We start from the raw sequence: 24,658 nt of genomic DNA, 5'->3' as shown, positions 1-24,658 counted from the left end.
GCGGCCCGCCTCAGGCTACCTTCCGTCGCGCGGCTTCGGGCCGCAGGCAGGCGACGGCGTTCTTGAGAAAGAGGGGCAGCACCGTATCGTGCGTGATCGTGAGTTCGTTCGGCTCACGGAGATGATGCAGGATGCGCTCGTATTTCTCCTTCCCGTGATGCTCGATGACGAAAGCGCGGCGCTCCGGCTTGAGGAAGTGCTTGAGCATCCCCTCCGGATCGGCCTCGGGGTGGAACTGCGTGCCGAGGATCTCCGGCGAGAGACGGATGGCCATGAGTGCGCGTTCGAGATCGACGTGCGGGCGGATCTTTTCGAGCGCGAGGATCTCCGCGCCGAGCGTGCGGAGCCGTTCGTGATTCGGCTGCACCACCTGCCAGTGCCGGAAGTCGGCGGCGTAGAACGGTTCCGGCAGCTTCGAGAAGATCGGATCGCGTTCGCCGGCCTCGGTCTTGTGCACCGGCAGAATGCCGAACGAGGGCGTGCGGCGTTTTTTTACGACGGCGCACTCGAAAAAACGACACATCAGTTGAAACGAGTGGCAGATGAAGAAGACATGCTTCCGCAGGTGTGCCTCGTGCGAACGGTTGTGCCGCCATACGGCGTCGAGCCATTCGAAATAACGCTTTTCCCACGGCTTGCCCTGCCCGTCGAACGGACTGCCGGGGCCGCCCGAGGAAAGGTACACGTCAAAGTCGAGCGAGGGGGTTTCGCTGCGGTACCGCGTCTCGAAGCGCTCGTACGTGACCGGCACGCCGAAGTACCGTCGGTCGCTGCGTTCGAGCAGCTCGCGGATGGCGCGGATGCCTTCGTTCGGCTCGTTGTTGTACAGGTCGATGATCGCGACCCGGAGCGGGGAGGCGTTGGTCGTTGTCAAGGGTTGCATGGTTGAGGCGGTGGCGCGGCGTTCACACGTACCGCAGGATGAACAGTGGGAGCGTGCCTCCGCCCGCCGTCACGTTGGCGAGGTTGGAGGCGGAAATACGGGTCAGGCAGCCGCCCACGTCGGGACCGTTGATGTACGGGTCGAGGTCGATCACGGCGGGCACGAGGTCCCACGAGCCGTCCATCTGCATGAGGAACGGCTCGCGATAGATGTCAACGACCTCTTGCACCACGTATCCGTCCCGGAGCCCGGCCTCGAGGGCCGCGTCCCACTCCGACTGTGAGACGGTGAAACCGAGCGTGACGCCCTTGCCGCCGTACTCGTCGTTCGGCTTGATGATGAAGTACTTGCGGTTGTTTCGGGTGAACTCGAGCAGGTCGATCTGAAGCCCTCGGAAGCTGGTTTTCTGCTCTTTGATCAGGCGCGTCCACGGGATGTGCCGTTCGATGACCGTGCGCTGTTCCGGCGGGAGCACGTGCGCGAATTGCGGATCGGTGAGGACCGAAAAGATCGCCTTCTTGTGCACCATCTTCGAACGAAACGTATTGAGGTAACACGTCTTCTGGGCCAGGTACCCTTCGAGGAACGCCCCGCATTCGTCCTTCATCTCGTAGAACTCGTTGGCGAGCAGGCGGCGGTAGAGGATGTCGATCCTTCGCCCGTTCGCATAGATCCACCCGTCCCGACATTCGAGCGCGCGCGGATCGACGACCTCGCAGGCATAGCCGAGACGTTCGAGGTACGCCTTGATCAGGGTAAACTCGTGGATCGTCGGCACGTCGAGGTGATCGACGATGGCGAACGAGGGCATCTCCTCTTTGCCGTCAAACTGTTCGTGGTAGATCTGCACGAGCGCCGCCATCGTGTGTTCGAGCGGGGAGACGGCCCGGACGGGAAACTTCTGCTCGAAAGCCTTGAAGATGGGAAGCTCGCGGTAAATCCGGTTCATCTCGTGGATGTACGCGAGACCGGCGGGCACTTCGGCATTGATCTCGACGAACTTGAACGAGTCCGGCGTGAGGAACGAATCCATACGGGCCGTGGCGGCCAGACGGATCACGTTGGTGGGCACCGAGGCCAGCTCGATCTCCCATTCCTCCATACCGAGGGTGTTCCGGAGAAGGTCGTAGTCGTTGAAAAAGACGGAAGCGACCTTGAGGACGGCCTGACGGATGAGGTAGACCGTATCCTGCACCGCGGTGTACATCGACTCGGTGAGGAACGTCGGGCGAAGACTGTTCGCCAGGGGCCGATCTCCGAAGAGGACGTGGTTCTCGGTTTGCTTCTGCCGCAGGAGGGCCATCTGATCGTCCGCGGCAGGGAGGTCGTGCGAGATCAGGCCGTGGTAATAATCGATGGCGGGTTGCAGTTGCTTGCGCATGGAGCCTCGGGCTTATCGGACGGCGGGTTCGAGGACGCCGTTGGCAGTGAACTGTCGGGGACGTCGCTCTTCGGTGGCCTTCTCGGCGAGGAAAGCCGCCGTCTTCGTCACGATCCACTCGAAGTTTTCCCGGCCGACGGAGTAGTAGTCGGCGTCCGGGGCGGGGTTCATGAAGTCGATGGCGTAGGGCACGCCGTCCCGCACGGCGAACTCGACCGTGTTCAGGTCGTAGCCGAGCGCCCGGCAGATGGCGAGCACGTCCCGCTCGATCCTGGCGATGAGTTCCGGGTCGAAGGGGCCTTCGGGCACGTCGTAATAGCGGCGATGGGGTTCGGCGTCGGGGTTGTACGGCATGATGTGCACGTCGCGTTGGCCCACGCCATAGCACCGGAAGTAGGCCTCGAACGCGATGCCTTCCTGGAGCATCATGCAATCGTCGCCCGAGGTGTTATAGGCGGCAAAGAGCTCGTCCGGGTTGTTCACCTTCGTTACGCCTCGCCAGCCGCCGCCATCATGCGGTTTGAGGAAAGCGGGGAAGCCGACGTAGGCGAAGACCGCCTCCCAGTCGATGGGATACTTCAGGTTGCGGAACGAGTTCGCCTCGGTGTTCGGCGGATGCGTGTGGTGCGGGAGGATGACCGTCCTGGGCACAGCGACGCCCGCTTCCTGTGCGATGACGTTGTCGATGAACTTGTCGTCGGCGCTCCACCAGAAGGGGTTGTTCACCACATAGGTCCCCTTGAGAGCGGCCCACTTGAGGTAGGACCGATAGAACGGAACCTCATGCGATATGCGGTCGAGGATGACGTCGTAGCCCGGATCGTCGTCCATGCGCACGGCGTCGAGCGTGACGAATTCCGCCGTCACGTTCCGGTCGGCGTACTCGCGATTGATGAAAGGGATGAGGGCGTCGGGGAAGGTGGTCTCCATGCCCCGGAGCACGCCTATTTTTCGGGGTCGGTCGTTCGATGGGGTGGTCATAGGGGTCTATCTCGAGAAGGGTCGGTTGACGGTGGAGGGCGGCGGATCCGCTCGGTATGCGCAAGGGGGCGTTCGCCGCGTGTGGAATATCGGGCGTGCTTCAATGCGGGAAGGTACACAGACGTTGCCGCTCAGGGAATGAAAAGGGCCGTATTTCCAATATTTTCGCAGAACCATTTTCTTCGGGTCGGAAACGCGAGGACGCGCCGGCAGGTGGTCATTGTGGACGGAATCGTCTATTTTCGCTCGGGACGATGAGCGTATGGACGATTCGAGGTTCACCGTGGGCAAAGACCGGTTGCATTTCGACTACAAAAAGTATCGCGTGCGGGAGGGCGTTAAGTTTCGTCTGAAGGATCTACGCCCCGACGACACGCAGGGCATCACCGATAAGGCGGCCGCCCGGGCCGCCCTCGAAAAGAACCGGGAGAAAATCGCCGCGCTTCAGGAACGCTTGTACGCCGAGAACCGGCAGGCGCTCCTGATCGTGCTTCAGGCAATGGACACCGGCGGGAAGGACAGCACCATCCGAAGCGTCATGACGGGCATCAACCCGCAGGGATGCCGCATCTATGGGTTCAAAAAGCCGACGCCGCCCGAACTGAGCCGCGACTTTCTGTGGCGCGTGCATCAGCGTGTGCCCCCGATGGGCCACATCGGCATCTTCAACCGCTCACACTACGAGGACGTGCTCATCGTGCGCGTGCACGGATGGGCGCCGAAAAAGTTGATCGAGAAACGATACGAGCACATCAACGCCTTCGAGCGCCTCCTTCACGACCACGGCACGCGCGTGATCAAGATTTATCTCCACATCTCGAAGGAATACCAGCTCGCCCGTTTCCGGCGGAGGCTCGAGCGCCCGGACAAATGGTGGAAGTTCAACCCCGCCGACCTCGAAGAACGAAAATACTGGGACGAGTACATGCGCGCCTATGAGATCGCCATGAGGCGGTGCTCGAAGAAGCACGCGCCGTGGTACGTGGTGCCCGCCGAGAAACGATGGTTCCGGAACCTCGTCGTCAGCCGGCTGCTCCTCGATACGCTCGAAGCGATGGACCCGCAGTATCCAAAGCCCGACTTCGATCCGAGCGCGTTTCTCCCGGAACGACTCGAGTAGTCCCGTTCACGCGTCGGACCACACGGCGAGCACGTTGCCGTTCGGATCGGTGAAGTGGAAGCGACGGCCGCCGGGGAAGGTGAAGATGTCCACGACGATGTCCCCGCCCGCAGCTTTGACGGCGGTGCGCATGGCTTCGAGGTCGGCCGCATAGAGGATGACGAGCGGCCCGCCCGGCGCGACGGCCTCGGCGGCGTGGAATCCGCCGGAGAGCCGCCCGTCGTCGAAAGCCGTGTACGTCGGACCCCAGTCCTGGAACGACCATCCGAAGACGGTGTGGTAGAAGCGTTTCGTGGCTTCGAGGTCCGTGGCGGGAAACTCGATGTAGTCGATGCGGCGCTCGCTTTCGGTGCGGCTCATGAGGCTGAGGAAGAAGAGGAAAGGAGAGGGGGACGGAGAAAGAATACGCACCTCCGATGACAAACGCGCGAGGCCGTGGACGGATCAGGAAGGTCCTCGGCCTTTCGAAGCCCAAAGTTCATCATTTTTATGCGGGGAGACGGTGCGCGTGAGGGTGGAAAATCATGCCGACGGGTAGTATTCTCAGAGGCGACGCCCACCACCGCGGAAGTGCCCACGATTCTTCTCACGAGACAGACGAAAGCAGCATGGCAGATCACGTTCAGGCTCCCGAAGAGATATACGAGGCATCGGCGGAGTTCAAGGCTCGCGCCTATGTGTCCTCGAAAGAGGCCTACGAAGCGATGTACCGGCGGTCGGTGGAGGATCCCGAAGGTTTCTGGCGCGAGCACGCTGCGCGCCTCGACTGGTTCGAGCCTTTTCACACGGTCAAAGACACCTCGTTCGCGCCCGAAGACGTGCACGTCCGGTGGTTCGAAGGCGGCAAGCTGAACGTTGCCTACAACTGTCTCGACCGTCACCTCGAAACGCGCGGCGATCAGACGGCGCTCATCTTCGAGCCGGACGAACCGGACGAGCCCTCGCGCCCCATCACGTATCGCGAGTTGCACGCCGAGGTATGCCGGTTCGCGAACGTGCTCAAGGCGCACGGCGTCAGGAAAGGCGACCGCGTGACGATTTATCTCCCGATGATTCCCGAGGTGGCGGCGGCCATGCTGGCCTGCGCCCGGATCGGCGCGGTCCACTCCGTCGTGTTCGCCGGCTTCTCGCCCGACTCGCTCGCCGACCGCATCCTCGACGGCGATTCCAGGATCGTGCTGACGGCCGATGAAGGGCGGCGCGCGGGCAAACGCATCCCCCTGAAAAAGAACGTGGATCAGGCGCTCGGACGCTGCCCGGAGGTCGAGACGGTGATCGTGGTGCGGCACACCGGCGGAGCGATCGAATGGACCGAAGGACGCGACGTGTGGTACCACGAGGCGCGCGAGGCGGCGTCCGACAGCTGTCCGTATGAAGTGATGGACGCCGAGGACCCGCTCTTTATCCTCTATACCTCCGGCTCCACCGGCAAGCCCAAAGGGCTGCTCCACACCACCGGCGGCTACCTCGTCTATGCGAGCATGACGCACCAGTACGTCTTCGATTACCACGACGGCGACGTGTTCTGGTGCACGGCGGACGTCGGGTGGATCACCGGGCATTCGTACATCGTCTACGGTCCGCTCGCCAACGGCGCCACGCAGGTCTTCTTCGAAGGCGTCCCGACGTACCCCGACGCCTCCCGCTTCTGGCAGGTCGTCGACAAGCACCAGGTCAACCAGTTCTATACGGCTCCGACGGCTATTCGGGCCCTCATGCGGCAGGGCGACGACTACGTCAAGCGCACCGACCGCTCGTCGCTCCGGTTGCTCGGCACCGTCGGCGAGCCGATCAACCCCGAGGCGTGGCGGTGGTATTACGAGGTCGTCGGGGAGCGCCGGTGCCCCATCGTCGACACGTGGTGGCAGACCGAAACGGGCGGCATCCTGATCACGCCGTTGCCCGGGGCCATCCCCATGAAACCCGGAAGCGCCACGTTGCCGTTCTTCGGCGTCCGGCCCGCCGTCGTCAACGAGAAAGGCGAAGTCCTCGAAGGCGAGGCCGAGGGTATGCTCGTCATGTTGGACGCCTGGCCCGGGCTGGCCCGCACCGTCTACGGCAACCACGAACGGTACGTGCAGACGTACTTCTCCATGTTCGAAGGCATGTACTTCACCGGGGACGGCTGCCGCCGAGACGCCGACGGATACTACTGGATCACCGGACGCGTCGACGACGTGATCAACGTCTCCGGGCACCGGATGGGGACGGCGGAGATCGAGTCGGCCCTCGTGGCGCACAAAGCCGTGGCCGAGGCGGCGGTCGTCGGCGTTCCGCATCCCATCAAGGGACAGGGCATCTATTGCTACGTCACACTCAATGCGGGTGTCGAGCCGAGCGAGGCGCTCAAGCAAGAACTCATCCGGCACGTTCGGGAGACCATCGGCCCCATCGCGAAACCGGACTTCATCCAGTTCGCCCCCGCGCTTCCCAAGACGCGGAGCGGCAAGATCATGCGGCGCATCCTTCGGAAAATCGCCGCCAACGATTTTGAGAACCTCGGCGACACGTCCACACTCGCTGATCCGGCCGTGGTCGAAGATCTGATCGCCAACCGGCAGAACCGGTAACCGCGCTTAAAGTTGAGGCGAATTCCCGTATAAGTTCCGGATAATTCCGGAACGCTGCGCCAACCGAAAATCGCTCGCGTCTGGAACGAGATCGTCGGGGGCTGTACCTTGCGTGCTTTCCGGCGGGACGGGATCCGTTCCCGGAAGCGCTTCGACGCGTTCGTCGGCGTCTTCTGCGTCCGGCCCATGAACAGCGATCATTGGTTCTATTCATAGAGGAGAGCACATGGACACATTCAGTCTGCACAAACAGGAGATCCACGTAGAGGAAGTGTTTCGGAACACGGCCCCGGCGCGGCTCTACGAAGAAGCCATCCTCCACGACAAAGACTCGGCCATCTCCAACCTCGGCGCGCTGATGGTGTACTCGGGCGAGAAGACCGGACGGAGTCCCCTCGACAAGCGCATCGTGCGCAACCCCGAGTCGGAGGGCGACATCTGGTGGGGGAAGATCAACATCCCACTCGACGAGCACACCTTTCTGATCAACCGCGAGCGCGCCATTGATTATCTGAACACGCGCGATCGGATTTACGTGATGGACGGTTTCGCGGGGTGGGATCCGAAGCATCGGATCAAGGTGCGGGTCATCTGCACGCGCCCCTACCACGCGCTCTTCATGCACAACATGCTCATCCGCCCGACGGCGGAGGAGTTGAAGCACTTCGGCGACCCGGATTACGTGATCTACAATGCGGGTGAGTTCCCCGCCAACAGCCACACGTCCCACATGACCTCGAAAACGAGCGTGGACCTGTGTTTCGAGGACCGCGAGTTCGTAATCCTGGGTACGGAATATGCCGGCGAGATGAAGAAAGGCATCTTCACGGTGATGCACTACATCATGCCGAAGACGGGTGTGCTCTCGATGCACTGCTCGGCCAATGAAGGCGACGCAGGCGACGTCTCGCTCTTCTTCGGACTCTCCGGCACGGGCAAGACCACCCTCTCCGCCGACCCCCGCCGCCACCTCATCGGCGACGACGAGCATTGCTGGACCGACGACGGCGTGTTCAACATCGAAGGCGGGTGTTATGCCAAGGCCATCGGGCTCTCGAAGGATAAGGAGCCGGAGATCTGGAACGCCCTTCGCTTCGGCACCGTCCTCGAGAACGTGGTCTATGATCCGGAGACGCGCGCGGTCGACTTCGACGACGACTCGATCACGGAAAACACGCGCGCCTCGTACCCCATCGAGTACATCGAGAACGCGAAAGTCCCGTGCATGGGCGGGCATCCGGAGAACATCATTTTTCTGACGTACGACGCCTTCGGGGTGCTCCCGCCGGTCAGCCGCCTTTCCCCCGCGCAGGCGATGTATCACTTCATCAGCGGCTATACGGCGAAGGTGGCCGGCACCGAGGTGGGCGTGACCGAGCCTCAGGCGACCTTCTCGGCCTGTTTCGGCGCGGCATTCCTCGTGTGGCATCCGAACAAGTACGCGCAGATGCTTGCCGAGAAGATGCGCCGCCACGGAACGCACGCCTGGCTCGTCAACACGGGGCTCACGGGCGGACCCTACGGCGTCGGATCGCGCATGAAACTGGCCTATACGCGGGCGATCATCGACGCCATCCACGACGGCACGCTCCGCGAGGCGCCTACGGTGACGGACCCCGTCTTCGGGCTGGAGATCCCGACGGCGTGCCCGAACGTACCTTCCGAGGTGCTTATCCCTCGAAACACATGGTCGAACGTGGAAGCGTACGACCGTATGGCGCGGAAGCTCGCCAAGCTGTTTATCAAGAATTTCGAGCAGTACCGGGACGACGCATCGGACGAGGTGACGGAAGCCGGTCCGCGCCTGGAAACGGTGTGACGCCTCCGGCGAACGGTCTTTTTTGAGCGCGTCTCCGTACCCGGGCGGAGGCGCGCTCATGCGTTTCGGGAAGCCAGCAGCAGGGCGCCTTCGACGGGAGAGCGGCGCGGAGCTTCGGAGCGCCAGCCGGGCAGTCGTTCGAGCAGCGCCGTGCGGAGCCGCTCACGATAGAAGGCGTTCCGGGTCATTCCACCGATGAGCGCGAAGCGGGGCTCGAGATTTCCGGCGCGACGCGCGAGCCGGCCGGCCTGCCGGGCAAGGGCCCGCGTCTCGGCGTCGACGATGGCGGCGGCAACGGCGTCTCCGGTGGCGGCGGCTTCGAGCACCGGCGGCGCGGCTTCGGCCGGAGACCAGCCTTCGGCATAGACGCGCCGGATGAGCGCCTCGGGTGTGCGGAGGTCGTAGGCTTCGGCGAAAAGCTGCCTGAGGCGCGTCTCGGGGCCGCCGTCGAAAGCCGCCGCCAGGGCGCGCAGCCCGGCGCGCCCGACGGCATACCCGCTGCCGTCGTCGCCAAGGATAAGGCCCCAGCCGCCTGCCCGCACACACGCGCCTCGTCGATCCCGGGCAAGCACCATCGAGCCGGTGCCCGCGATGACGATGGCGCCGCTCGCGCCCTCGAAGGCGCCTTCGAGGGCGATGCGGGCGTCGGAGACGATCACGAGCCGGGAGGGGGGATCGGCGAGGAGGGCGCGCAGCCTTTCGGTCAGGGCTTGCCGGTCCGTCTCACGTCCCGCCCCGGCCACGCCCGCGCACACGGTGTACACGCGCTCCCCTGAAAACCGGCGGCGCGCCTCATCGATCAGGTCCGCGAGCGTCCGGGCGGTTGCCTCCGGACCGAGACGCTGAAGGTTGGCCGGAGGCCCCGCGAACGAGAACGTGTCGCCGCTTTCGTTCCGCACGAGAACGTCGGTTTTCGTGCCGCCGGCGTCGAGGCCGATGAAGAGGGCGGGAGGGGGCATGTCAGGCGTCTGGAGGAAGGAGCACGGTGACGTGTTCGGGCGTGCCGGCTCGAATCGGAAGCGAAGGCGGACGCCCGCCGTCGATAAGATAGCGACGGAGAAAACGCCCGGGCGCGAGGTCGAGGCGGCGCACCCGGAGGGTCGTGTCGGTGGCGAGGGAGGCGCGGGCCTCCCATGCGGCGGAACCCGCGAGGCCCGGTAGGATGGGCGAAGGACCCCAGACCAGGGTGGAGGGATGGCCGGAGCCCGGCATGCGGATCGGTGCGAAACTGGGGGGCGCTTCGGGGAAATCCTGCGATTGGCCCGACCACGGGGTGAAATACCGCTCGTCGGGCTGAAGGGCTTCCCAGCGCCACCGGCTGAGATCGGAGCCGTATCGGGCGGCGAGTTCACCGATCGCGCGTGTGAAGAGGTCGAGACGAAGGCGTTTTTCCGTGAGGTCGGGGGGCGGGTCGTCGGGGCGGGGGAGGCGCCCGGTCGCTTCGCGATACAGCCGCATCCATGTGTCGAAGATCGAGGCGCCGATGCTCGTGCGATCGTACGTGAAGTTCCAGTTTCTGAGATACGTCAGCCCTTCGCCGAGCAGGTCCGGTAGCGGGGTGCTTTCGGTGAGGGTTGCGGTCATGACCGGGGCGAGCCTGGCGGCCCACGCGCTGTAGACGTCGTTGCGCTCGTCGGCATCCCGTGAGCGGTCGTGGGCAAGGCGCTCGGCGAGGAAAGCGGTCCAGCGGGTGTGGCCGATGAGGACGCCCCCGCCGACGCTATGGCGCATGCCTGGAGTGCCGAGGATGCGCACCGCTCCGTCGGCGTCGAGGATGAGGCCGGTCCCCGAGAGGAGGTGAAACGCCGGTCGTTCCCCGCGCAGGAGGGCGCGCCAGGCGCCGAAGTCGGAATGCGGGGCGAAGCCGTTCCATCGGAGCGTCGCCGTTGCGTCGCCGGAGGATAGGTAGAGCGAGGAGGCGTCGCGACGGATGGAGAGGAGGGATTCCGTTCCGTCGCGACGGTGCAGGCGTTCGTACCGGAGAGGCGGCGCGAGCGTGTCGGGCGGGTGTACGCGAAGACGGGTCTCGCTCCGCAGAAGGATCGCCCAGGCACGGTCGCCGGAGCGTCCGGCGGGGAAGAAGGGTGTCCCGAGCAGGACGCCTCCGGCGATCGGGGCTTCCCCGGAGATGTGGAGCGAGACGTCCATGAAAAGCGGTCGGGCCGTGGCTCCGTAGACGTGTCTTTGCATAAGATAGGGGCCGGCGTCGTCGCGCCCGGTCCACGCCGCGCTGTACTCGAAGCCGTAAAGGCGGAGCCGCTTGCGGAGCGCCCGGTTCTCGCGCAGCAACGCGCGCACGCCGGGATCGGTGCGGGCAAGGCTGTCCGGCGGCTCCGTCGCCAGCCAGGCGAGAAGCCGTTCGATGGCAAGCGCGTGCCAGGGCTCCCAGGGCTCGGGCGTGAGGTCGAGGAGGACGAGGCGGTCGGCATGGCGGGCGGCGTCGGTGGCGAACGCAGCATTCATCCCGCGCGCGTACGCGGCGAGGAGCGCCCGTTCGGTGGGCGAAAGGGTCTCGTACGTCGCGCGCGCGAGAGACGCGAGCCCGAGGCGTCGGGTGAGGCTGTCGGCGGAGAGGGCGGGGCGGTCGAACCACTCGCCGAGCCGTCCGAGCGCCGCCTGCCGAAGAAAGACCACGGTCCACGGGCGGTGAACGCCTTGCGCGAAAGCCAGCGCGGCGTAGGCGTCCGCCTCGTTCGCCGCCTCGATGGAGGTCACCCCTTCGGCCTGCCAGCCGATGCGTGCGGGGGCCCCGAGTCCCGCCACGGCGACTTCATGGGGGGGAGTCTTGTTGATCCCATAGGCGAGGCGCCACACGAGCGCGGCGCCGCCGAGGATCATGAGCGCGAGGGTCAGGATGGTCAGGATGCGGGACACGGGCGCGGGGGGGGAGAGGGTCATGCGGGCCGCCGGACTTTCCGATCATCGAGCCAGGCCGTGAAGGCTTCGAGCGGGCGGGCGTTGAGGCACTGATCGGCGGTGAGAAAGCCCTTGCGCCCCGTCGCCACGCCCCATCGGACGAGGTCGAGCTGTTCGGTCGCGTGTGCGTCCGGGTTGATCGAGATGAGCACGCCGCGCTCGGTGGCGAAGCGTATCCACCGCCAGTCGAGGTCGAGCCGGTAGGGGTTGGCGTTCAGTTCGATGGCGACGCCGTGTTCGGCGCACGCCTCGATCACGGCTTGGTGGTCGATGGGATAGCCCTCGCGGGCGAGCAGGAGCCGTCCCGTCGGATGGCCGAGGATGGTCGTGAAGGGGTTTTCGACGGCCCGGATCAGCCGCGCCGTCGCCTCCGCCTCGGTCATGTTGAATCCCGAGTGGATGCTCGCCACGACGAGGTCGAACGAGGCAAGGATCTCGTCGGGATAATCGAGGGAGCCGTCGGCGAGGATGTCGCTCTCGATGCCGGCGAAGATGCGGAACGGAGCGCCGCCGTCCTCGGCATACCGGGCATTGAGCCGGGCGATCTCCTCGTGCTGCCGACGCACGCGCGGGATCGGCATGCCGTGGGCGACGGTGAGCGAACGACTATGGTCGCAGATGCCGAAGTAGGAGAGCCCGCGCGCCCGTGCCGCCTCGGCCATCTCCTGGAGCGAGTGTGCGCCGTCGCTGTACGTCGAGTGGTTGTGGAGTGAGCCTTCGAGGTCTTCGACGGTGACGAGGTCCGGGAGCGCTCCGGACGCCGCCAGGTCGATCTCGTCGGCGCCCTCCCGCAGTTCGGGCGGGATGAAAGAGAGGCCGAAATGTTCGAAAAGGGCGGTTTCCGTGAGGAACGGCGGCGGTTCCCCGAAGCGTTTGACGAACGCCCTGCGGTGGGCCTCCGAACCCGTGTGTCGCCAGCATTCCGTGCCGAAGCGCTCCGCCCCGACGAGGTGGAGGCGCAACGTGAAGCCGTCGGGCAGTGTCCCCGAAAAGGTCGTCGCGCCGTCCCGCTCCGTATCCCGCACGGCGTCGAGGTGGGCTTCGAGGACGCGGCGAACGGTCGCTGCGTCGCCGGCGGCGGTCATCTCCGCCGCGCCTACCGTTTCGAGGGCGCGGCGCATCTCGCCCGCATACGATACCTCGCCGACGGCCGCTTCGGCGCGGAGCGCCTCGAAAAGGGGCGTCGTCTGAGCGAAGGCATCGGCGAGACGACGGCGGGAGCTGTACTGCCGGAGGAGCCCGATTTGTTCGAGGATGCTTTGCTCCGTCCGCTTTCCGAACCCGCCGAGTTCGGAGAGTTGTCCGGTCTGCGCCGCATGCTCGAGATCTTCGAGGGAGGTGACGCCCAGGGCCTGCCAGAGCCGCCGCACTTTTTTGGGACCGAGCCCCTTCACCCGGAGGACGTCGAGCAGGCCCGTCGGAATGGCATTGAGCAGTTCGTCCCGGAGTTCGAAGGAACCGCGCGCGACGATCTCCCGGATCTGCGCCTCGAGTCCGGCGCCGATGCCCGGCACGTCGGTCAGGCCTCCGCTGACGAGCCGCTCGGCCACCGGCGTCTCCATGCGCTCGATCGTGCGGGCTGCGTGGGCATAGGCGCGCGCGCGAAAAGAATTGCCGCCCGTCAACTCGATGAGCATGGCGGTCTCCTTGAGGACGCGAGCGATGGCCTTGTTGGTCATGGTCTCGAAGTGGGGAAGCGGATGAGATCGGGGGCGTAGCGTTTCGGTCCGGCAAAGGTACATAGAAAAGAGGAGGGGCGGAAGACGGAACGGTCTTTGTCGCCTTAGATTCATCGACGCCTCGCGCGGTCCCGCCCGTCGGAATGCGTCGGGAAGGGATCGTGGGGGGATCAATGGAACGACACGTCCCGTACGAAGTCATTTGACGGGAAAGGGGAGCGAGGAGGTTCGGTTGCGCCTTCTCATCCCGGGCGTCCCGCAGCGGACGCGCAATCTTTATCATCGACTCAAGACGACACTATGCGGCAGAGAAAACTGGTGACGATGGGGGCGCTGCTCCTGATGGTGGGCATCCTTCTGGGCGTACAAATCGGTTCCGTCGTCTTCCGTGACGACACGGCGCGTTCGCTCAAAAAGCTGGAAGACGCTTTCGTTCTCATCAACCAGCGATACGTCGAGCAAGTCGATTCGGCGGAGCTGTCCGAGCGAGCCATCGAGGGGATGATCGAAGCGCTCGACCCGCATACGGTGTACATCAATGCCGAACGGATGCAGCGGGTCAATGAGGACTTCGACGCCTCTTTCGAAGGCATTGGTATCGGATATGAACTCATCCCGGGACCCGAAGGGCAGGACACGCTGACCGTGCTCAACGTCATTCCGGGGGGGCCGAGCGAGGAAGTGGGTCTGCTCTCGGGCGACCGCATCATTGCCGTCGACGGCGAGAGCGCCATCGGGTACACGCATGAGGACGTGCGCCGCAACCTCAAGGGGCCGCGCGGCACCACCGTCACCGTCACCGTGAAACGACCGGGGTATCCGGACGAGCTCGAGATGACCATCACGCGGGACAAGATCCCCCTCTACACCGTGCTCTCGGCGTACATGCTCGATGCGCACACCGGCTTCATCAAGCTCGACCGCTTCGCCCGAACCACGTATGCCGAGTTCATGCGCGCCATGCGCGACCTGAAGGCCCGGGGCATGGAACGCCTCGTGCTCGACTTGAGGGGCAACGCCGGCGGATACATGGAAATGGCGATCCGGATCAGCGATGAGTTTCTCCCCGAAGGCAAGCTCATCGTCTCTCAGAAAGGACGCATGGCCGGAACGGATGAATCCTATTTTGCCCGCTCGGGAGGTCTTTTCGAAGAGCAGCCCGTCATCGTGCTCGTCGACGAACATTCCGCCTCCGCGAGCGAGATCGTCGCCGGAGCGCTTCAGGATCACGACCGCGCCCTCATCGTCGGACGCCGGACGTTCGGAAAAGGCCTCGTGCAGAAGCAATACCTCCTCAATGACGGCAGCGCCCTACGCCTGACCATCGCGCGGTACTATACCCCGTCCGGGCGGTTGATCCAGACTCCGTATGAGGGGGGCGACCGCGAGGATTACTACCGCACAAAGGTGGCACAGTGGGAGGAAGACGCCTCGCATGATGCGGCAGAACTGCTCGAAGGCCTGCCGGATTCGCTCAAGTTCACCACGGACACGGGCCGCGTCGTGTATGCCGGAGGCGGCATCTTACCCGACTTCATCGTGCGGGACGACAAGACCTCACCGTTCCTCCAGACCATCCTGGGGCTCGGCATCGAGAACGATTTCGTGCGTTACTGGCTCGACCGGAACACGGAAACGGTGCATCCGAAATGGGACGGGAAACGGGAGGCTTTCCTGACAGACTTCGAGGTCACCGACGCCATGCTCGATGCCTTCTTTGACTTCGCCGAGAAAAGAGGCGTCGTGATCGTGCCGGAGAAGCCGGCGGAAGGGGACGACGATGCCGATGTGAAATATTTCACGCGGGAGGAAGTCGCTGCCGACGACGTCATGTTGCGGACGATTCTCAAAGGGCGCATCGCCACGCGTCTCTACGACCGGAGCGCCTGGTACCCCGTGATCAACCAGGTGGATCGCACGCTCGGAGAAGCGATGCAGTTGTGGCAAACGGCGGAGCGGTTGACGTATCATGACTCGTCTACCGAGTGAACTTCCGCAACCTTTTGCGCTGCGGACACGGCGTGCGGGGGCTCCCCTCGCACGCCTTTCTTTATGCCCTTTCCGGAGACGCAGAAGGCTCCTGCGAGACGCACAAGAGCCGAACCGTCGGCATGCCTGCAGGGCTGAGGGGGAGAGATTTTCGGGAGATGGAGCAACTTTCGGGGTGGGCATGTGTCCCCCCTCTGAACAAAATCTTCCCGGGGAAAGCGCGGCGCACTGCATTGACAATCCCGCGAAGATTGGATATTATGAAACTTCGGCGCCGGCGGTAGGAATGCGTTTGAAGGCATTCAATATCGCGTTCAGGGATAGGTGTTGCACACGTGCCACCGGGGACCCCACCAACCATCCCGGACTCGTCTACCGTACCCACTCAAACTTTACGTTATCTGGAGGGACTTAATCCATGAGCCTTTACAGTGTGCTTCTCATGCTGCCTCAGGAGGCAGGCAACGAGGGTCTTGTCAACGTTTTGGTGCAGCGGTTCAATGAGGGGGGCGACTTCATGTGGCCCGTGCTCATCGTGCTGATCGTCGGTCTGGCGATTGCTTTCGAGCGCATCATCACGCTTAACCGGGCCGACATCAACACGCGCAAGTTCATCGTCAAGGTCAAGCAGGCGCTTGAAGAGGGAGGCATTTCCGCCGCCGAAGAGGTGTGTGCGAACACGCGTGGACCGGTAGCTTCGGTTTTTCAGGCCGGTCTCCTTCGCCATGATGAAGGCATCGAGGCTGTCGAGAAAGCCGTGGTCGCCTACGGGTCGATCGAGATGAGCTTCCTCGAACGAGGGCTGGTCTGGCTTTCGCTCTTCATCGCCCTGGCTCCGATGTTCGGTTTCCTCGGGACGGTTGTCGGCATGGTCGCGGCCTTCGACGCCATCGAGAAGGCGGGCGACATCTCGCCAAGCCTCGTGGCCAACGGTATCAAGATCGCTCTTCTGACGACGGTTTTCGGTCTGATCACCGCCATCATCCTCCAATTCTTCTATAACTACATCGTATCGAAGATCGACCGCATCGTCGTGGATATGGAAGAAGCCTCCATCGAGCTGATCGACTCGCTCGTGCTGTTGCAGGCCGGTCGTCCGGTTTCCGAATCGGCGGGGGGATGATTCGGAAAGTCTCATCGCTGCACTCTGAGGTGGCGGAAAGCGGCGTTCGCCCGGCGGCGCACGTCACGTCCTTTCGACCTTCAAACCGTGGTTTTCAATGGAAGCTATCGTTCCTTATGCGATATGGGGTTCGCTGATCCTGACCGGGCTCAGCATCATCGCCATCGTCCTCTTTGGCATGCGCAGTCTGGCGTACGGGAAAGTGAATCCCCTATCGATCGGCACGCTGGTGGTGCCGGCACTCGTCTTGATCGCATTCCGCCTCGTCCTCGATGACTGGGCTCACGCCGCCATCTGGACGTTCCTGGTCATGCTGGTGCTCTCGCTCCTGGCTCTGCTCCTCTCGAGCGCCCGAGGCATGCTCGGTCTTTAGGCTCGGCCGAGCTTTTCTTTCATCATCGCTCACTTGATCCCATGGCCGGATTACTCAACAAGAAAAAGGGACGTCAGGGGGCCGAAATCCCAACGGCCTCGATGGCGGACATCGCGTTCCTCTTGCTCATCTTCTTCCTCGTGACGACGACCATCGACGTCGATACCGGCATCGGGATGGTGTTGCCGCCGAAGTTGGAGGAAGACGTGAAGCCGCCTCCGGTGAAAGAGCGCAACATGCTCAAGATCCTGGTGAACGAGCAGGGGCAGGTGCTTGTCGAAGACAAACCCGCCTCGGTAAGCATCATCCGCGAGGAAGTCAAGAAGCACGTCCTGAACAACGGCGTGGACCCGAATTATTCGGAGAGCCCGAAAAAGGCGGTCGTCTCCATCAAAACGGCCCGGGGTACGCCCTACAATGCGTACATCGACGTGCTCGACGAGGTCTGGATGGCCTATTTCGAACTGTGGGATTCGGAAGCTCGGAAGCTGGGGTATCCGGATTACAAGGCCTACCTCGAAGCCATCGGCGACGGGCCGAACGAGATCCGCGAGAAGATCAAAGCGCAGATCTCCATCGCCGAGCCGGACAAGGCCTGACCCGCGGGCGAAGCGCGCCGTTTCCGCCGTTCGCTCTCATCGATAAGAACCTGACATCAACATGTCGCAGCACTTTAAAAAGAAAAGCAAAACCTCTCAGGAGATCCCCACGGCGGCCATGCCGGACATCATCTTCATGCTCCTGATCTTCTTCATGGTCAGCACCGTGCTCCGGGAGACGACCGTGCAGGTTCGGACGAAACTGCCGCAGGCGGAAGCGATCTCGAAGATCGAGCAGAAACGCCTGGTCTCGTACATCTGGATCGGTCCGAAGAAGCTCGGCAGTAATCGTCTGGGAGACACCGCCGTGCAGATCGATGACGCCCTCATCGAGGACGTCGGGGTGATCCGCACGATCATGTGGCGAAAACTCAACGAGACGCCGAAGCTGATCGTCTCCCTCCGCGTGGACGAGACCTCGGAGATGGGGATCGTCCTGGACGTTCAACAGGAGTTGCGCGAAGCCGGCACGCTTCGCATCAACTACTCGACCAAACGTTTCGTGTCGCTCTGACGCGGTGTGAACATTTTCGAAAAGAGAAAGCCCCGCCCCGGCGGGGCTTTTTTTTGTGCCCGCCCGGCGCTTAGCTTACCTTGCTACTGCGGCGCGGCGAACGGTCTGCTTTCTCAGCGACCGCGGCGGGGCGGACGGTTCGTCCAGACCGTGCAGCCCTGACAATCGCGCACGCATCCTTCTTCCCCAGGCTAAATTGGAAGCTCAACACATGTCTTATAGAATCACTTTGCTCCCCGGGGACGGCATCGGCCCCGAGGTTATCGATGCCGCGGTACAGGTGCTGGAAGCCACGGGCATCGACTTCGGATGGGATCGCTGTGACAAGGTCGGGACGGCGGCGCTCAAAGAGTACGGAACGCCGCTCCCCGATTATATTCTGGAGGCGATCAAAAGAGACCGGGTGGCCCTGAAAGGCCCGATCACTACGCCGGTGGGGGAGGGTTTCAAAAGCGTCAACGTGCAGCTTCGGCAAAAACTCGACCTGTATGCGAACGTGCGTCCGTGCAAAAGCATCCCCGGGGTCGATACGCCGTTCAAAGACGTCAACCTCGTCATCTTTCGCGAAAACACCGAAGGGCTCTATTCGGGCATCGAGAACTACGATGAGCGGCTGGAGATCGCGGACTCCATCGCCCGCATCTCCCGTACGGGTTCGTATCGCATCATCCACTTCGCCTTCGAGTACGCGCGAAAACACGGCTACCAGAAGGTGACGCTCGTGCACAAGGCAAACATTCTGAAGCTGACCTCCGGAATGTTTCTGAACATCGGGCGCGAAGTGGCCGAGGAGTATCCGGAACTCACGTTCAACGACCGGATCATTGACAACATGTGCATGCAGCTCGTGCAGCGTCCCCAGGAATACGAGTGCATCGTGACGACGAACCTCTTCGGCGACATCCTCAGCGACCTGGCGGCCGGACTCGTCGGCGGGCTGGGCATCGTGCCGGGGGCGAACATCGGAGACGACTATGCGGTCTTCGAGGCCGTCCACGGCAGCGCGCCCGACATCGCCGGACAGAACAAAGCCAATCCCACGGCGGTGATCCGCTCCGGCGTGATGATGCTGCGTCACCTGGAAGAAAACAGGGCGGCGGACGCCATCCGGGATGCGCTCTATGAGACCCTGGCCGAGGGGAAATACCTCACCGCCGACCTGGGCGGTTCTGCCACGACCACCGAGTACACCGCCGTCGTCGCCGACCGGGTGAAGAAGCATCTCGAGGCCTGATCGATAACCGGACTTTGTGATATGATTCTACGTATTCAATCCCTCTTTCTCCTGCTCGGCGCGCTCATCCTGACGGCGCTGGTGACCCTGCTCCGGGGGCTGTGGGAGATGCCTTCGACGGAGGTCTTTCCCGGATATGGCCTGACCGTCAAGGTCCTCGGCGGCCTGGTGGCTGCGCTCGCGCTCGCGGCGATTTTCCTGAATAAGGATCCGCGTTTCCCGAAAAAACTGAAGCCGGGCCTGAAGAGACAGCGAAAGATCGTGGTGGCGGTCCAGGTGCTCGAGGTGCTCTTTCTCATCGTTTTCTTCGGTGGGCTTTATGCATCCGAGGCCCTGCCGCTCCTTTCGGACGTCGGCGGGATCGCTACGCTGCTCATGCCGGTAGTCGCGTACGGGTTCTTCTATCTGGCGCGGCGCGGCATCGACCGGGACATCCGGGAACTGGAGAAGCAGGATCAGTTCCGCCTGCGTGACTGACCGGGCCGGGGTCCCCCTTCGGGCGGGGCGTGCGGCGCTTTCCGAGCCGAGGGCAACGGCATGCGTGCGACCGACGATCATCACGAAGCGCGACCGGCCTTCGTCTATCCCGTCCTCTTCTTCGGCGTCCTCAGCTTTTCGATCAGCGCCATCCTCGTCCGATTCGCGGGCGAGATGCCGGGGCTGGCCGTGGCCGCGTGGCGCACTGCCTTCGCCGTCGTGATGCTCGCGCCCTACGCGTTGCCCCGCATCGGTCCGGAAGTGCGGCGCTTCACCGGACGAGAGAAGCTCCTCATCGCGGGGGCCGGCGTCATGCTCGGCATGCACTTCGTGACGTGGATCGAGTCGCTGTATCATACCTCGGTGGCAAGCGCCTCGGTCATCGTCTCGACGACCCCGCTCTTTCTCGCCGTCTTCGGCTACCTGATTCTCCGCGAACGCCTCTCACGACGGGTCATCGTCTCGATCGTGCTGGCGGTGTCCGGCACGGCGCTCATCGCGTGGGGCGACACGCTGGGGCCGGATCGGGTGGCGGGGGCGCTCTTCGGAAACGGGCTGGCGCTCGCGGCCGTGCTCTTCCAGTGTTTCTACATGCTCATCGGGCGCGTCCTCCGGAGGAAAACGTCCTGGGCGGCATACGTCTTCCCGCTCTATACGTGCGCCGCCCTCACCACGGCAGCCGTCGCGTTGATCCGGGGCGTGCCTCTTTTCGGTTACGACCTCTCGCTCTATGGACTCTGTGCGTTGATGGCGCTCTTCCCCCAACTCCTCGGACACGGCTCGTTCAACTTCGCCCTCCGTTTTTTCAAGGCGGCCTTTCTTGGTTTGCTTGGTCTGACGGAGCCTGTCCTCGCTTCGGTGCTCGCCTATTTCCTGTTCGACGAGATGCCGACGCCCGTCGCCCTCACCGGCATGGCGATCGTTTTGCTTTCGGTCTTCGCCGTGATCCGGTCCCGTCGTCGGACGACGCTTGCCGGACCCTGAGGGAGCCCCCCGCGTCCTTCACCGAAAGAGCCTCGAACCATGTTTGACGCGCTGAAAAACTTCACGCCGCCGACCTCCCGGCTTCGCCTCGCTACACTGGACTACCACACGGCGGGCGAGCCGCTTCGGATCGTCACCGAAGGCTATCCGGATCTGCCCGGCGACGACATGCTCGCGCGCCGCCGGTATGCCGCGGCCCATCTCGATCACCTCCGCACGGCCCTCATGTGGGAGCCGCGCGGGCATCGGGAGATGTACGGCTGTATCCTCACGCCGCCGGTGCAGCCGGATTCGCATTTCGGTGCGCTCTTCATGCACAATCAAGGCTACAGCACGATGTGTGGGCACGCGGTCATCGCCCTCGGGAAGGCGGCCGTGGAAACGGGGCTCGTCGCCTCGGGGGAGCCGATCTCGAGCGTCCGCATCGACACGCCGGCGGGGACGGTGACCGCTTTCGCGCGCGTCTCCGGCGGTCGCGTGACGAGTGTCTTTTTCCACAACGTGCCGTCGTTCGTCGTCGAACTCGACGCCGAGGTGGACGTGCCGGGGCTCGGGCGGATCCGGTACGACCTCGCCTTCGGGGGCGCGTTCTATGCGTACGTGCCCGTCGCGGCGGTGGGGCTCCGGTGCGTGCCCGAAGATCATCAGCGTCTGATCGAGGCGGGCATGGCGATCAAGCGCGCGATCATGACCTCACGGCGCATCCTTCACCCGTTCGACGAGGACCTCGGCTTTCTCTATGGCGTGATCTTTACCGGGCCGCCGGAGAGCGCCGACGCCCACAGCCGAAACGTGTGTGTCTTCGCCGAGGGGCAGGTGGACCGCTCGCCGACGGGCACCGGGGTGAGCGGGCGGGCGGCGCTCGCTTATGCGCGCGGCGAGATGGCCGTCGGCGACGAACGGATCGTCGAGAGCATCCTCGGCACACGGTTCGCCGTACGGATTGCCCGGGTCACCCGCTTCGGGCCTTATCCGGCCGTGATTCCCGAAGTGGAGGGGCGGGCGCATCTCACGGGTCGCCATACGTTCTTTCTCGATCCGGACGACGACCTCGGAGCGGGCTTCTTTTTGGGATGACACCGGGGCCGTCTGCGCCTCGTCCATCGCTTCGAGCGATCTCGCCTTCCCGAACCAGGCGCCGGGTAGCACGCGCTGCGAGTGCCGGAGGCCCAACGCATTCGGACAGGGGCCTCATCCGTCCGGGCTATTTTCCGGGCATCGTGAAGAGATGGTCGTTCATCTTCGGATTCACCACAATGGCCGTGAAAGAGATCTCCTGAAATTTTTCGCCGCGGAGATGCACTTCGAGCGCGTGCGGCATCATGACGCCTTCTACGGGGCGATAGTCCGAGAAATAGACCTCCGTCCTCACAGTTTCACCCGTCTGCGGATCGCTCCCCTGGCCCTCCGATTTGACGACGAGATACGTCTCGGTGTCGAGGGAGAGGAGGACGTCGGGGCCATCGGGGCGCACGAGGCGGAGCTTCCGTGCAGGCTTGCCGCCGACCTCCGATTCCCCGAGATCCTCAATCGTGATCCCTCTGGCCTCATAATTGACCAGCTGACCGTCGATGTCGACCTGATTGAGCATGTTCCGGGTTTGTTCGGGCGTCATCGTCTGGGGATCCGAACCCATCATGGGATTGAGCATCCACCCCGTTTCGCCGTCGTAAGCGGTGATCACCTCCATGTTCATGCTCGGGATCTCCACCTCGGTGCGGACCTTGTCCGGACGCTTCTGATAGATGACGAGCGGCATTTCCATGCCCATCATGCGCACGTCCCCGATGCGTTTGAGCGTCTGGATCGACTGGAGCTTTTCGAGACCGCCGAGGGCCGCCACGTGACGGGCGACGAGATCGGCGGCCACGTTGGGGGCAGGTTCCGGAGCCGTGTTTTGCGCGGTTCGGGAGGACGAACAGCCGCTCAGCGTGAATCCAAGCAAGAGGAGGGGAAGGATGAAGGGAAAACGTTTCATGGCAGAGATGGAATGGTGCAGGAAATCGACTGATGCGAGATACCGGAGCGTCGGGAGGGCGACGCTCCGGACCGGTACGGACGTTCGTTCATGGGGTTGCCCTGCCGGGCTCATTCGCCTGGATCTTTTGTGTTGCCTCGACGCGAGACGGGGCATTCCATGGCGTGCGGAACCGTTCCGGAGGCAGGTCGCTGAAATGCCGGCGACCCCGGAGGAAATAGTCGACGACGATGCTCCCGCGATAGGGTGGGTAAACCGGGGGCTCGTCGGGGTTCGGACGTTGATCCCGGTAGAACGCTCGCATACGGTGGGCGTCCCGATAGGCGCGGAAGATGGCGACGGCCTCGGCGGGGCGTCGGCCGAGCGCGGCGCGAAGTGCGGCGGCGGCGTCGAAGGCTGCGCGAAAGGGGAACGTCCGGAGCCAGGCGGACGGGGGGAGGTTTTTGTAGAGGGTGAGCAGGTTGTTTCGGAAATTGAAATAGACCTTTCGGGGATCCCCCTGAGGGAGCGATCCGCCGCCCATGTGATGCACCACGCTTTTCGGCTCCACGAAGACGCGCCACCCGCGTCGCCAGAGCCTCCAGCACAGATCGATCTCTTCCATGTGCATGAAGAAGCGCTCGTCGAAAAGACCGACGTCGTCGAGAGCCGCGCGGCGGAGGAGCAGGGCGGCGCCGGTGGCCCAGAAGACGTCGCGGGCGTCGTCGTACTGTCCGTGATCTTCCTCCATCGTGAAAAAAATGCGTCCCCGGGTGAAGGGGTAACCGTAGCGATCGAGGTAGCCGCCGGCGCCTCCTGCGTACTCGAAGCGGCGGCGGTCTTCGCACTGAAGGAGCTTCGGTTGCACCGCGCCCACGTCGGGGCTTCGCTCCATCACGTCCACGAGGGGATCGAGCCAGTCCGGCGGAGTCTCCACGTCATTGTTCAGAAACACGACGTATGTGCCCGTGGCATGGGCCACGGCCTCATTGTTGCCCCGGCAGAAGGCCCAGTTTTCCGGGTGGCGCACGATCTTGACCTGAGGGAATGCCCGGCCCACCCACTCGGCGGAACCGTCGGTGGAAGCGTTGTCGGCGAGGATGATCTCCAGGTTGTCGTACCGTGTCGCGGCGACGGAAGGGAGATACCGCTGCAGGAGCGGGAGGGCGTTCCACGAGACGATGATGACGGAGACGCGGGGTTTCATGAAGGCGGGAGCATGACGGGAGCGCGACGGGAGCATGAAGGGCGGAACGGGAGCATCTCCGCGCACCGGGTCAGGGATACAGGCGGGTGGCTTGCCAGTCGTCGCCCTCACGGACGAAGAGGAGGCGGTCGTGCAGGCGGTGCGTTCGTCCCTGCCAGAACTCGATGCGTCGGGGAAAGACGCGAAAACCGCCCCAGAACGGGGGAAGCGGCACGTCCCGACCCTCGAACTCACGCTCGTATGCCTGCATGCGCGCTTCGAGCTCCCGGCGCTCGTCGAGGCGGCGGCTCTGCTTCGACGACCATGCTCCGATCTGGCTTCCGCGCGGACGCGAATGAAAATAGACCTCCGATTCCTCGGGCGAGAGGCGCGTCACCGGTCCCTCGATGCGCACCTGACGCTGGAGCACGGCCCAGTGGAAGAGGAGCGCAGCGTGTGGGTTCGCTTCGAGTTCGAGGCTTTTTCTACTTTCATAGTTCGTATAAAAGACGAACCCGTTCGCGTCGAACGCCTTCAAGAGCACCATGCGGGAGGAGGGGCGGCAGTCCGCGCCGCAGGTAGCGAGCGCCATCGCTTCCGGAAGCAGGATGCCGGAGCGTCGCGCAGCGTCGAACCACGCTCCAAACAGCGCGATGGGGTCCCGGTCGGCAGTCGCATCCGGCAGCCCGTGGACGATCCCCTTGCCAAGGGTGAGAACGGTTCGGATCGCTGAAAAAAGGGACATACGGCTCGATGATGGATTCCGGAGACGCGAACGTGGACGCCAAGGTACGCAATCGCACCGGGCGGACAAAACGCCTCCAATCATGAAGCGGGATTATGGTTCCGGGGGGACTTTTCAAGGGGGGAAGC

22 protein-coding genes are annotated in these 24,658 nt (G+C 63.7%); 12 read left to right on the top strand and 10 right to left on the bottom strand.

Going from position 1 to position 24,658, the window contains the following annotated elements; translation table 11 throughout:
• Window positions 1-10: 10 nt before the first annotated feature.
• From AC1HIY_RS05190 to AC1HIY_RS05180, 3 genes are read right to left on the bottom strand one after another with little or no spacing between them, the layout of a single operon-like run.
• A complete protein-coding gene (locus AC1HIY_RS05190; protein ID WP_479575650.1) occupies window positions 11-883 on the bottom strand; it encodes a type 1 glutamine amidotransferase in 873 nt (290 codons plus the stop codon).
• A gap of 22 nt (window positions 884-905) precedes the next feature.
• Window positions 906-2,264 carry a hypothetical protein gene (locus tag AC1HIY_RS05185; protein WP_479575649.1) on the bottom strand — a complete coding sequence of 453 codons (1,359 nt, stop codon included), beginning with the start codon at window positions 2,262-2,264 and terminating at the stop codon, window positions 906-908.
• Between the two features lie 12 nt (window positions 2,265-2,276).
• Window positions 2,277-3,245: an ATP-grasp domain-containing protein gene (locus AC1HIY_RS05180; RefSeq protein WP_479575648.1), complete on the bottom strand. Its 969-nt coding sequence runs from the start codon at window positions 3,243-3,245 to the stop codon at window positions 2,277-2,279.
• Between the two features lie 262 nt (window positions 3,246-3,507).
• Between AC1HIY_RS05180 and AC1HIY_RS05175 the strand changes: the two genes are divergently transcribed.
• Window positions 3,508-4,365: a polyphosphate kinase 2 family protein gene (locus AC1HIY_RS05175; protein ID WP_479575647.1), complete on the top strand. Its 858-nt coding sequence runs from the start codon at window positions 3,508-3,510 to the stop codon at window positions 4,363-4,365.
• Window positions 4,366-4,371: 6 nt separating this feature from the next.
• On the opposite strand, the gene AC1HIY_RS05170 is transcribed toward AC1HIY_RS05175, so the two are convergent.
• Complete coding sequence (locus AC1HIY_RS05170) at window positions 4,372-4,725, bottom strand: VOC family protein (protein ID WP_479575646.1); 354 nt, start codon at window positions 4,723-4,725, stop codon at window positions 4,372-4,374.
• Between the two features lie 248 nt (window positions 4,726-4,973).
• Here AC1HIY_RS05170 and acs point away from each other — a divergent pair, with 248 nt between their 5' ends.
• On the top strand, window positions 4,974-6,935 hold the full coding sequence (gene acs / locus AC1HIY_RS05165; protein WP_479575645.1) for an acetate--CoA ligase: 1,962 nt from the start codon (window positions 4,974-4,976) through the stop codon (window positions 6,933-6,935).
• A gap of 226 nt (window positions 6,936-7,161) precedes the next feature.
• Complete coding sequence (gene pckA / locus AC1HIY_RS05160) at window positions 7,162-8,754, top strand: phosphoenolpyruvate carboxykinase (ATP) (protein WP_479575644.1); 1,593 nt, start codon at window positions 7,162-7,164, stop codon at window positions 8,752-8,754.
• A gap of 56 nt (window positions 8,755-8,810) precedes the next feature.
• Here pckA and AC1HIY_RS05155 read toward each other — a convergent pair whose 3' ends face one another.
• The 3 genes from AC1HIY_RS05155 to polX are packed head-to-tail and all read right to left on the bottom strand — an operon-like array spanning window position 8,811 to window position 13,349.
• Window positions 8,811-9,713 (bottom strand): BadF/BadG/BcrA/BcrD ATPase family protein, encoded by a 903-nt coding sequence (locus AC1HIY_RS05155; protein WP_479575643.1) that lies wholly within the window; start codon window positions 9,711-9,713, stop codon window positions 8,811-8,813.
• A gap of 1 nt (window position 9,714) precedes the next feature.
• On the bottom strand, window positions 9,715-11,652 hold the full coding sequence (locus AC1HIY_RS05150; protein WP_479575642.1) for a penicillin acylase family protein: 1,938 nt from the start codon (window positions 11,650-11,652) through the stop codon (window positions 9,715-9,717).
• Complete coding sequence (polX, locus tag AC1HIY_RS05145) at window positions 11,649-13,349, bottom strand: DNA polymerase/3'-5' exonuclease PolX (protein ID WP_479575641.1); 1,701 nt, start codon at window positions 13,347-13,349, stop codon at window positions 11,649-11,651. Before polX ends, AC1HIY_RS05150 begins: the two co-directional genes overlap by 4 nt.
• Before the next feature lie 300 nt (window positions 13,350-13,649).
• Here polX and AC1HIY_RS05140 point away from each other — a divergent pair, with 300 nt between their 5' ends.
• The 9 genes from AC1HIY_RS05140 (at window position 13,650) to AC1HIY_RS05100 (ending at window position 21,719) form a co-directional block, all read left to right on the top strand.
• Window positions 13,650-15,338, top strand: coding sequence for a S41 family peptidase (locus AC1HIY_RS05140; RefSeq protein WP_479575640.1), 1,689 nt, complete (start codon window positions 13,650-13,652; stop codon window positions 15,336-15,338).
• A 418-nt stretch (window positions 15,339-15,756) separates the two neighbouring features.
• A complete protein-coding gene (locus AC1HIY_RS05135) occupies window positions 15,757-16,461 on the top strand; it encodes a MotA/TolQ/ExbB proton channel family protein (protein WP_479575639.1) in 705 nt (234 codons plus the stop codon).
• Window positions 16,462-16,558: 97 nt separating this feature from the next.
• Window positions 16,559-16,834: a hypothetical protein gene (locus AC1HIY_RS05130; protein WP_479575638.1), complete on the top strand. Its 276-nt coding sequence runs from the start codon at window positions 16,559-16,561 to the stop codon at window positions 16,832-16,834.
• 41 nt (window positions 16,835-16,875) lie between these two features.
• A complete protein-coding gene (locus tag AC1HIY_RS05125) occupies window positions 16,876-17,433 on the top strand; it encodes an ExbD/TolR family protein (protein WP_479575637.1) in 558 nt (185 codons plus the stop codon).
• Window positions 17,434-17,494: 61 nt separating this feature from the next.
• The gene (locus AC1HIY_RS05120) at window positions 17,495-17,947 is read left to right on the top strand and encodes an ExbD/TolR family protein (protein WP_479575636.1); all 453 of its coding nucleotides are present in this window, start codon (window positions 17,495-17,497) and stop codon (window positions 17,945-17,947) included.
• Window positions 17,948-18,158: 211 nt separating this feature from the next.
• Window positions 18,159-19,181 carry an isocitrate/isopropylmalate dehydrogenase family protein gene (locus AC1HIY_RS05115; RefSeq protein WP_479575635.1) on the top strand — a complete coding sequence of 341 codons (1,023 nt, stop codon included), beginning with the start codon at window positions 18,159-18,161 and terminating at the stop codon, window positions 19,179-19,181.
• A 21-nt stretch (window positions 19,182-19,202) separates the two neighbouring features.
• Window positions 19,203-19,658 carry a DUF4293 family protein gene (locus AC1HIY_RS05110; protein ID WP_479575634.1) on the top strand — a complete coding sequence of 152 codons (456 nt, stop codon included), beginning with the start codon at window positions 19,203-19,205 and terminating at the stop codon, window positions 19,656-19,658.
• Window positions 19,659-19,718: 60 nt separating this feature from the next.
• Window positions 19,719-20,642, top strand: coding sequence for a DMT family transporter (locus tag AC1HIY_RS05105; RefSeq protein ID WP_479575633.1), 924 nt, complete (start codon window positions 19,719-19,721; stop codon window positions 20,640-20,642).
• A gap of 39 nt (window positions 20,643-20,681) precedes the next feature.
• Window positions 20,682-21,719: a proline racemase family protein gene (locus AC1HIY_RS05100; RefSeq protein ID WP_479575632.1), complete on the top strand. Its 1,038-nt coding sequence runs from the start codon at window positions 20,682-20,684 to the stop codon at window positions 21,717-21,719.
• A 127-nt stretch (window positions 21,720-21,846) separates the two neighbouring features.
• Here AC1HIY_RS05100 and AC1HIY_RS05095 read toward each other — a convergent pair whose 3' ends face one another.
• From AC1HIY_RS05095 to pdxH, 3 genes are all read right to left on the bottom strand, one after another.
• Entirely contained in the window at window positions 21,847-22,620 is a 774-nt protein-coding gene (locus AC1HIY_RS05095; protein ID WP_479575631.1) for a LolA-like protein, read from the bottom strand.
• A gap of 88 nt (window positions 22,621-22,708) precedes the next feature.
• Window positions 22,709-23,806, bottom strand: a complete 1,098-nt coding sequence (locus AC1HIY_RS05090) for a glycosyltransferase family 2 protein (protein ID WP_479575630.1) — start codon at window positions 23,804-23,806, stop codon at window positions 22,709-22,711.
• A 70-nt stretch (window positions 23,807-23,876) separates the two neighbouring features.
• Window positions 23,877-24,530 (bottom strand): pyridoxamine 5'-phosphate oxidase, encoded by a 654-nt coding sequence (gene pdxH / locus AC1HIY_RS05085; protein WP_479575629.1) that lies wholly within the window; start codon window positions 24,528-24,530, stop codon window positions 23,877-23,879.
• Between the last annotated feature and the right edge of the window lie 128 nt (window positions 24,531-24,658).

This window comes from Rhodocaloribacter sp. (assembly GCF_056451265.1).
This window is presented reverse-complemented; position numbering and strand designations above follow the sequence as displayed.

Coding starts and splice junctions, on each gene's coding strand:
- AC1HIY_RS05175 (WP_479575647.1), top strand. CDS start 3,508: ATGGACGATTCGAGGTTCACCGTGGGCAAAGACCGGTTGCATTTCGAC.
- polX (WP_479575641.1), bottom strand. CDS start 13,349: ATGACCAACAAGGCCATCGCTCGCGTCCTCAAGGAGACCGCCATGCTC.
- AC1HIY_RS05180 (WP_479575648.1), bottom strand. CDS start 3,245: ATGACCACCCCATCGAACGACCGACCCCGAAAAATAGGCGTGCTCCGG.
- AC1HIY_RS05140 (WP_479575640.1), top strand. CDS start 13,650: ATGCGGCAGAGAAAACTGGTGACGATGGGGGCGCTGCTCCTGATGGTG.
- AC1HIY_RS05090 (WP_479575630.1), bottom strand. CDS start 23,806: ATGAAACCCCGCGTCTCCGTCATCATCGTCTCGTGGAACGCCCTCCCG.
- AC1HIY_RS05170 (WP_479575646.1), bottom strand. CDS start 4,725: ATGAGCCGCACCGAAAGCGAGCGCCGCATCGACTACATCGAGTTTCCC.
- AC1HIY_RS05190 (WP_479575650.1), bottom strand. CDS start 883: ATGCAACCCTTGACAACGACCAACGCCTCCCCGCTCCGGGTCGCGATC.
- AC1HIY_RS05185 (WP_479575649.1), bottom strand. CDS start 2,264: ATGCGCAAGCAACTGCAACCCGCCATCGATTATTACCACGGCCTGATC.
- AC1HIY_RS05100 (WP_479575632.1), top strand. CDS start 20,682: ATGTTTGACGCGCTGAAAAACTTCACGCCGCCGACCTCCCGGCTTCGC.
- AC1HIY_RS05110 (WP_479575634.1), top strand. CDS start 19,203: ATGATTCTACGTATTCAATCCCTCTTTCTCCTGCTCGGCGCGCTCATC.
- AC1HIY_RS05125 (WP_479575637.1), top strand. CDS start 16,876: ATGGCCGGATTACTCAACAAGAAAAAGGGACGTCAGGGGGCCGAAATC.
- AC1HIY_RS05150 (WP_479575642.1), bottom strand. CDS start 11,652: ATGACCCTCTCCCCCCCCGCGCCCGTGTCCCGCATCCTGACCATCCTG.
- AC1HIY_RS05130 (WP_479575638.1), top strand. CDS start 16,559: ATGGAAGCTATCGTTCCTTATGCGATATGGGGTTCGCTGATCCTGACC.
- AC1HIY_RS05105 (WP_479575633.1), top strand. CDS start 19,719: ATGCGTGCGACCGACGATCATCACGAAGCGCGACCGGCCTTCGTCTAT.
- pdxH (WP_479575629.1), bottom strand. CDS start 24,530: ATGTCCCTTTTTTCAGCGATCCGAACCGTTCTCACCCTTGGCAAGGGG.
- pckA (WP_479575644.1), top strand. CDS start 7,162: ATGGACACATTCAGTCTGCACAAACAGGAGATCCACGTAGAGGAAGTG.
- AC1HIY_RS05155 (WP_479575643.1), bottom strand. CDS start 9,713: ATGCCCCCTCCCGCCCTCTTCATCGGCCTCGACGCCGGCGGCACGAAA.
- acs (WP_479575645.1), top strand. CDS start 4,974: ATGGCAGATCACGTTCAGGCTCCCGAAGAGATATACGAGGCATCGGCG.
- AC1HIY_RS05115 (WP_479575635.1), top strand. CDS start 18,159: ATGTCTTATAGAATCACTTTGCTCCCCGGGGACGGCATCGGCCCCGAG.
- AC1HIY_RS05135 (WP_479575639.1), top strand. CDS start 15,757: ATGAGCCTTTACAGTGTGCTTCTCATGCTGCCTCAGGAGGCAGGCAAC.
- AC1HIY_RS05120 (WP_479575636.1), top strand. CDS start 17,495: ATGTCGCAGCACTTTAAAAAGAAAAGCAAAACCTCTCAGGAGATCCCC.
- AC1HIY_RS05095 (WP_479575631.1), bottom strand. CDS start 22,620: ATGAAACGTTTTCCCTTCATCCTTCCCCTCCTCTTGCTTGGATTCACG.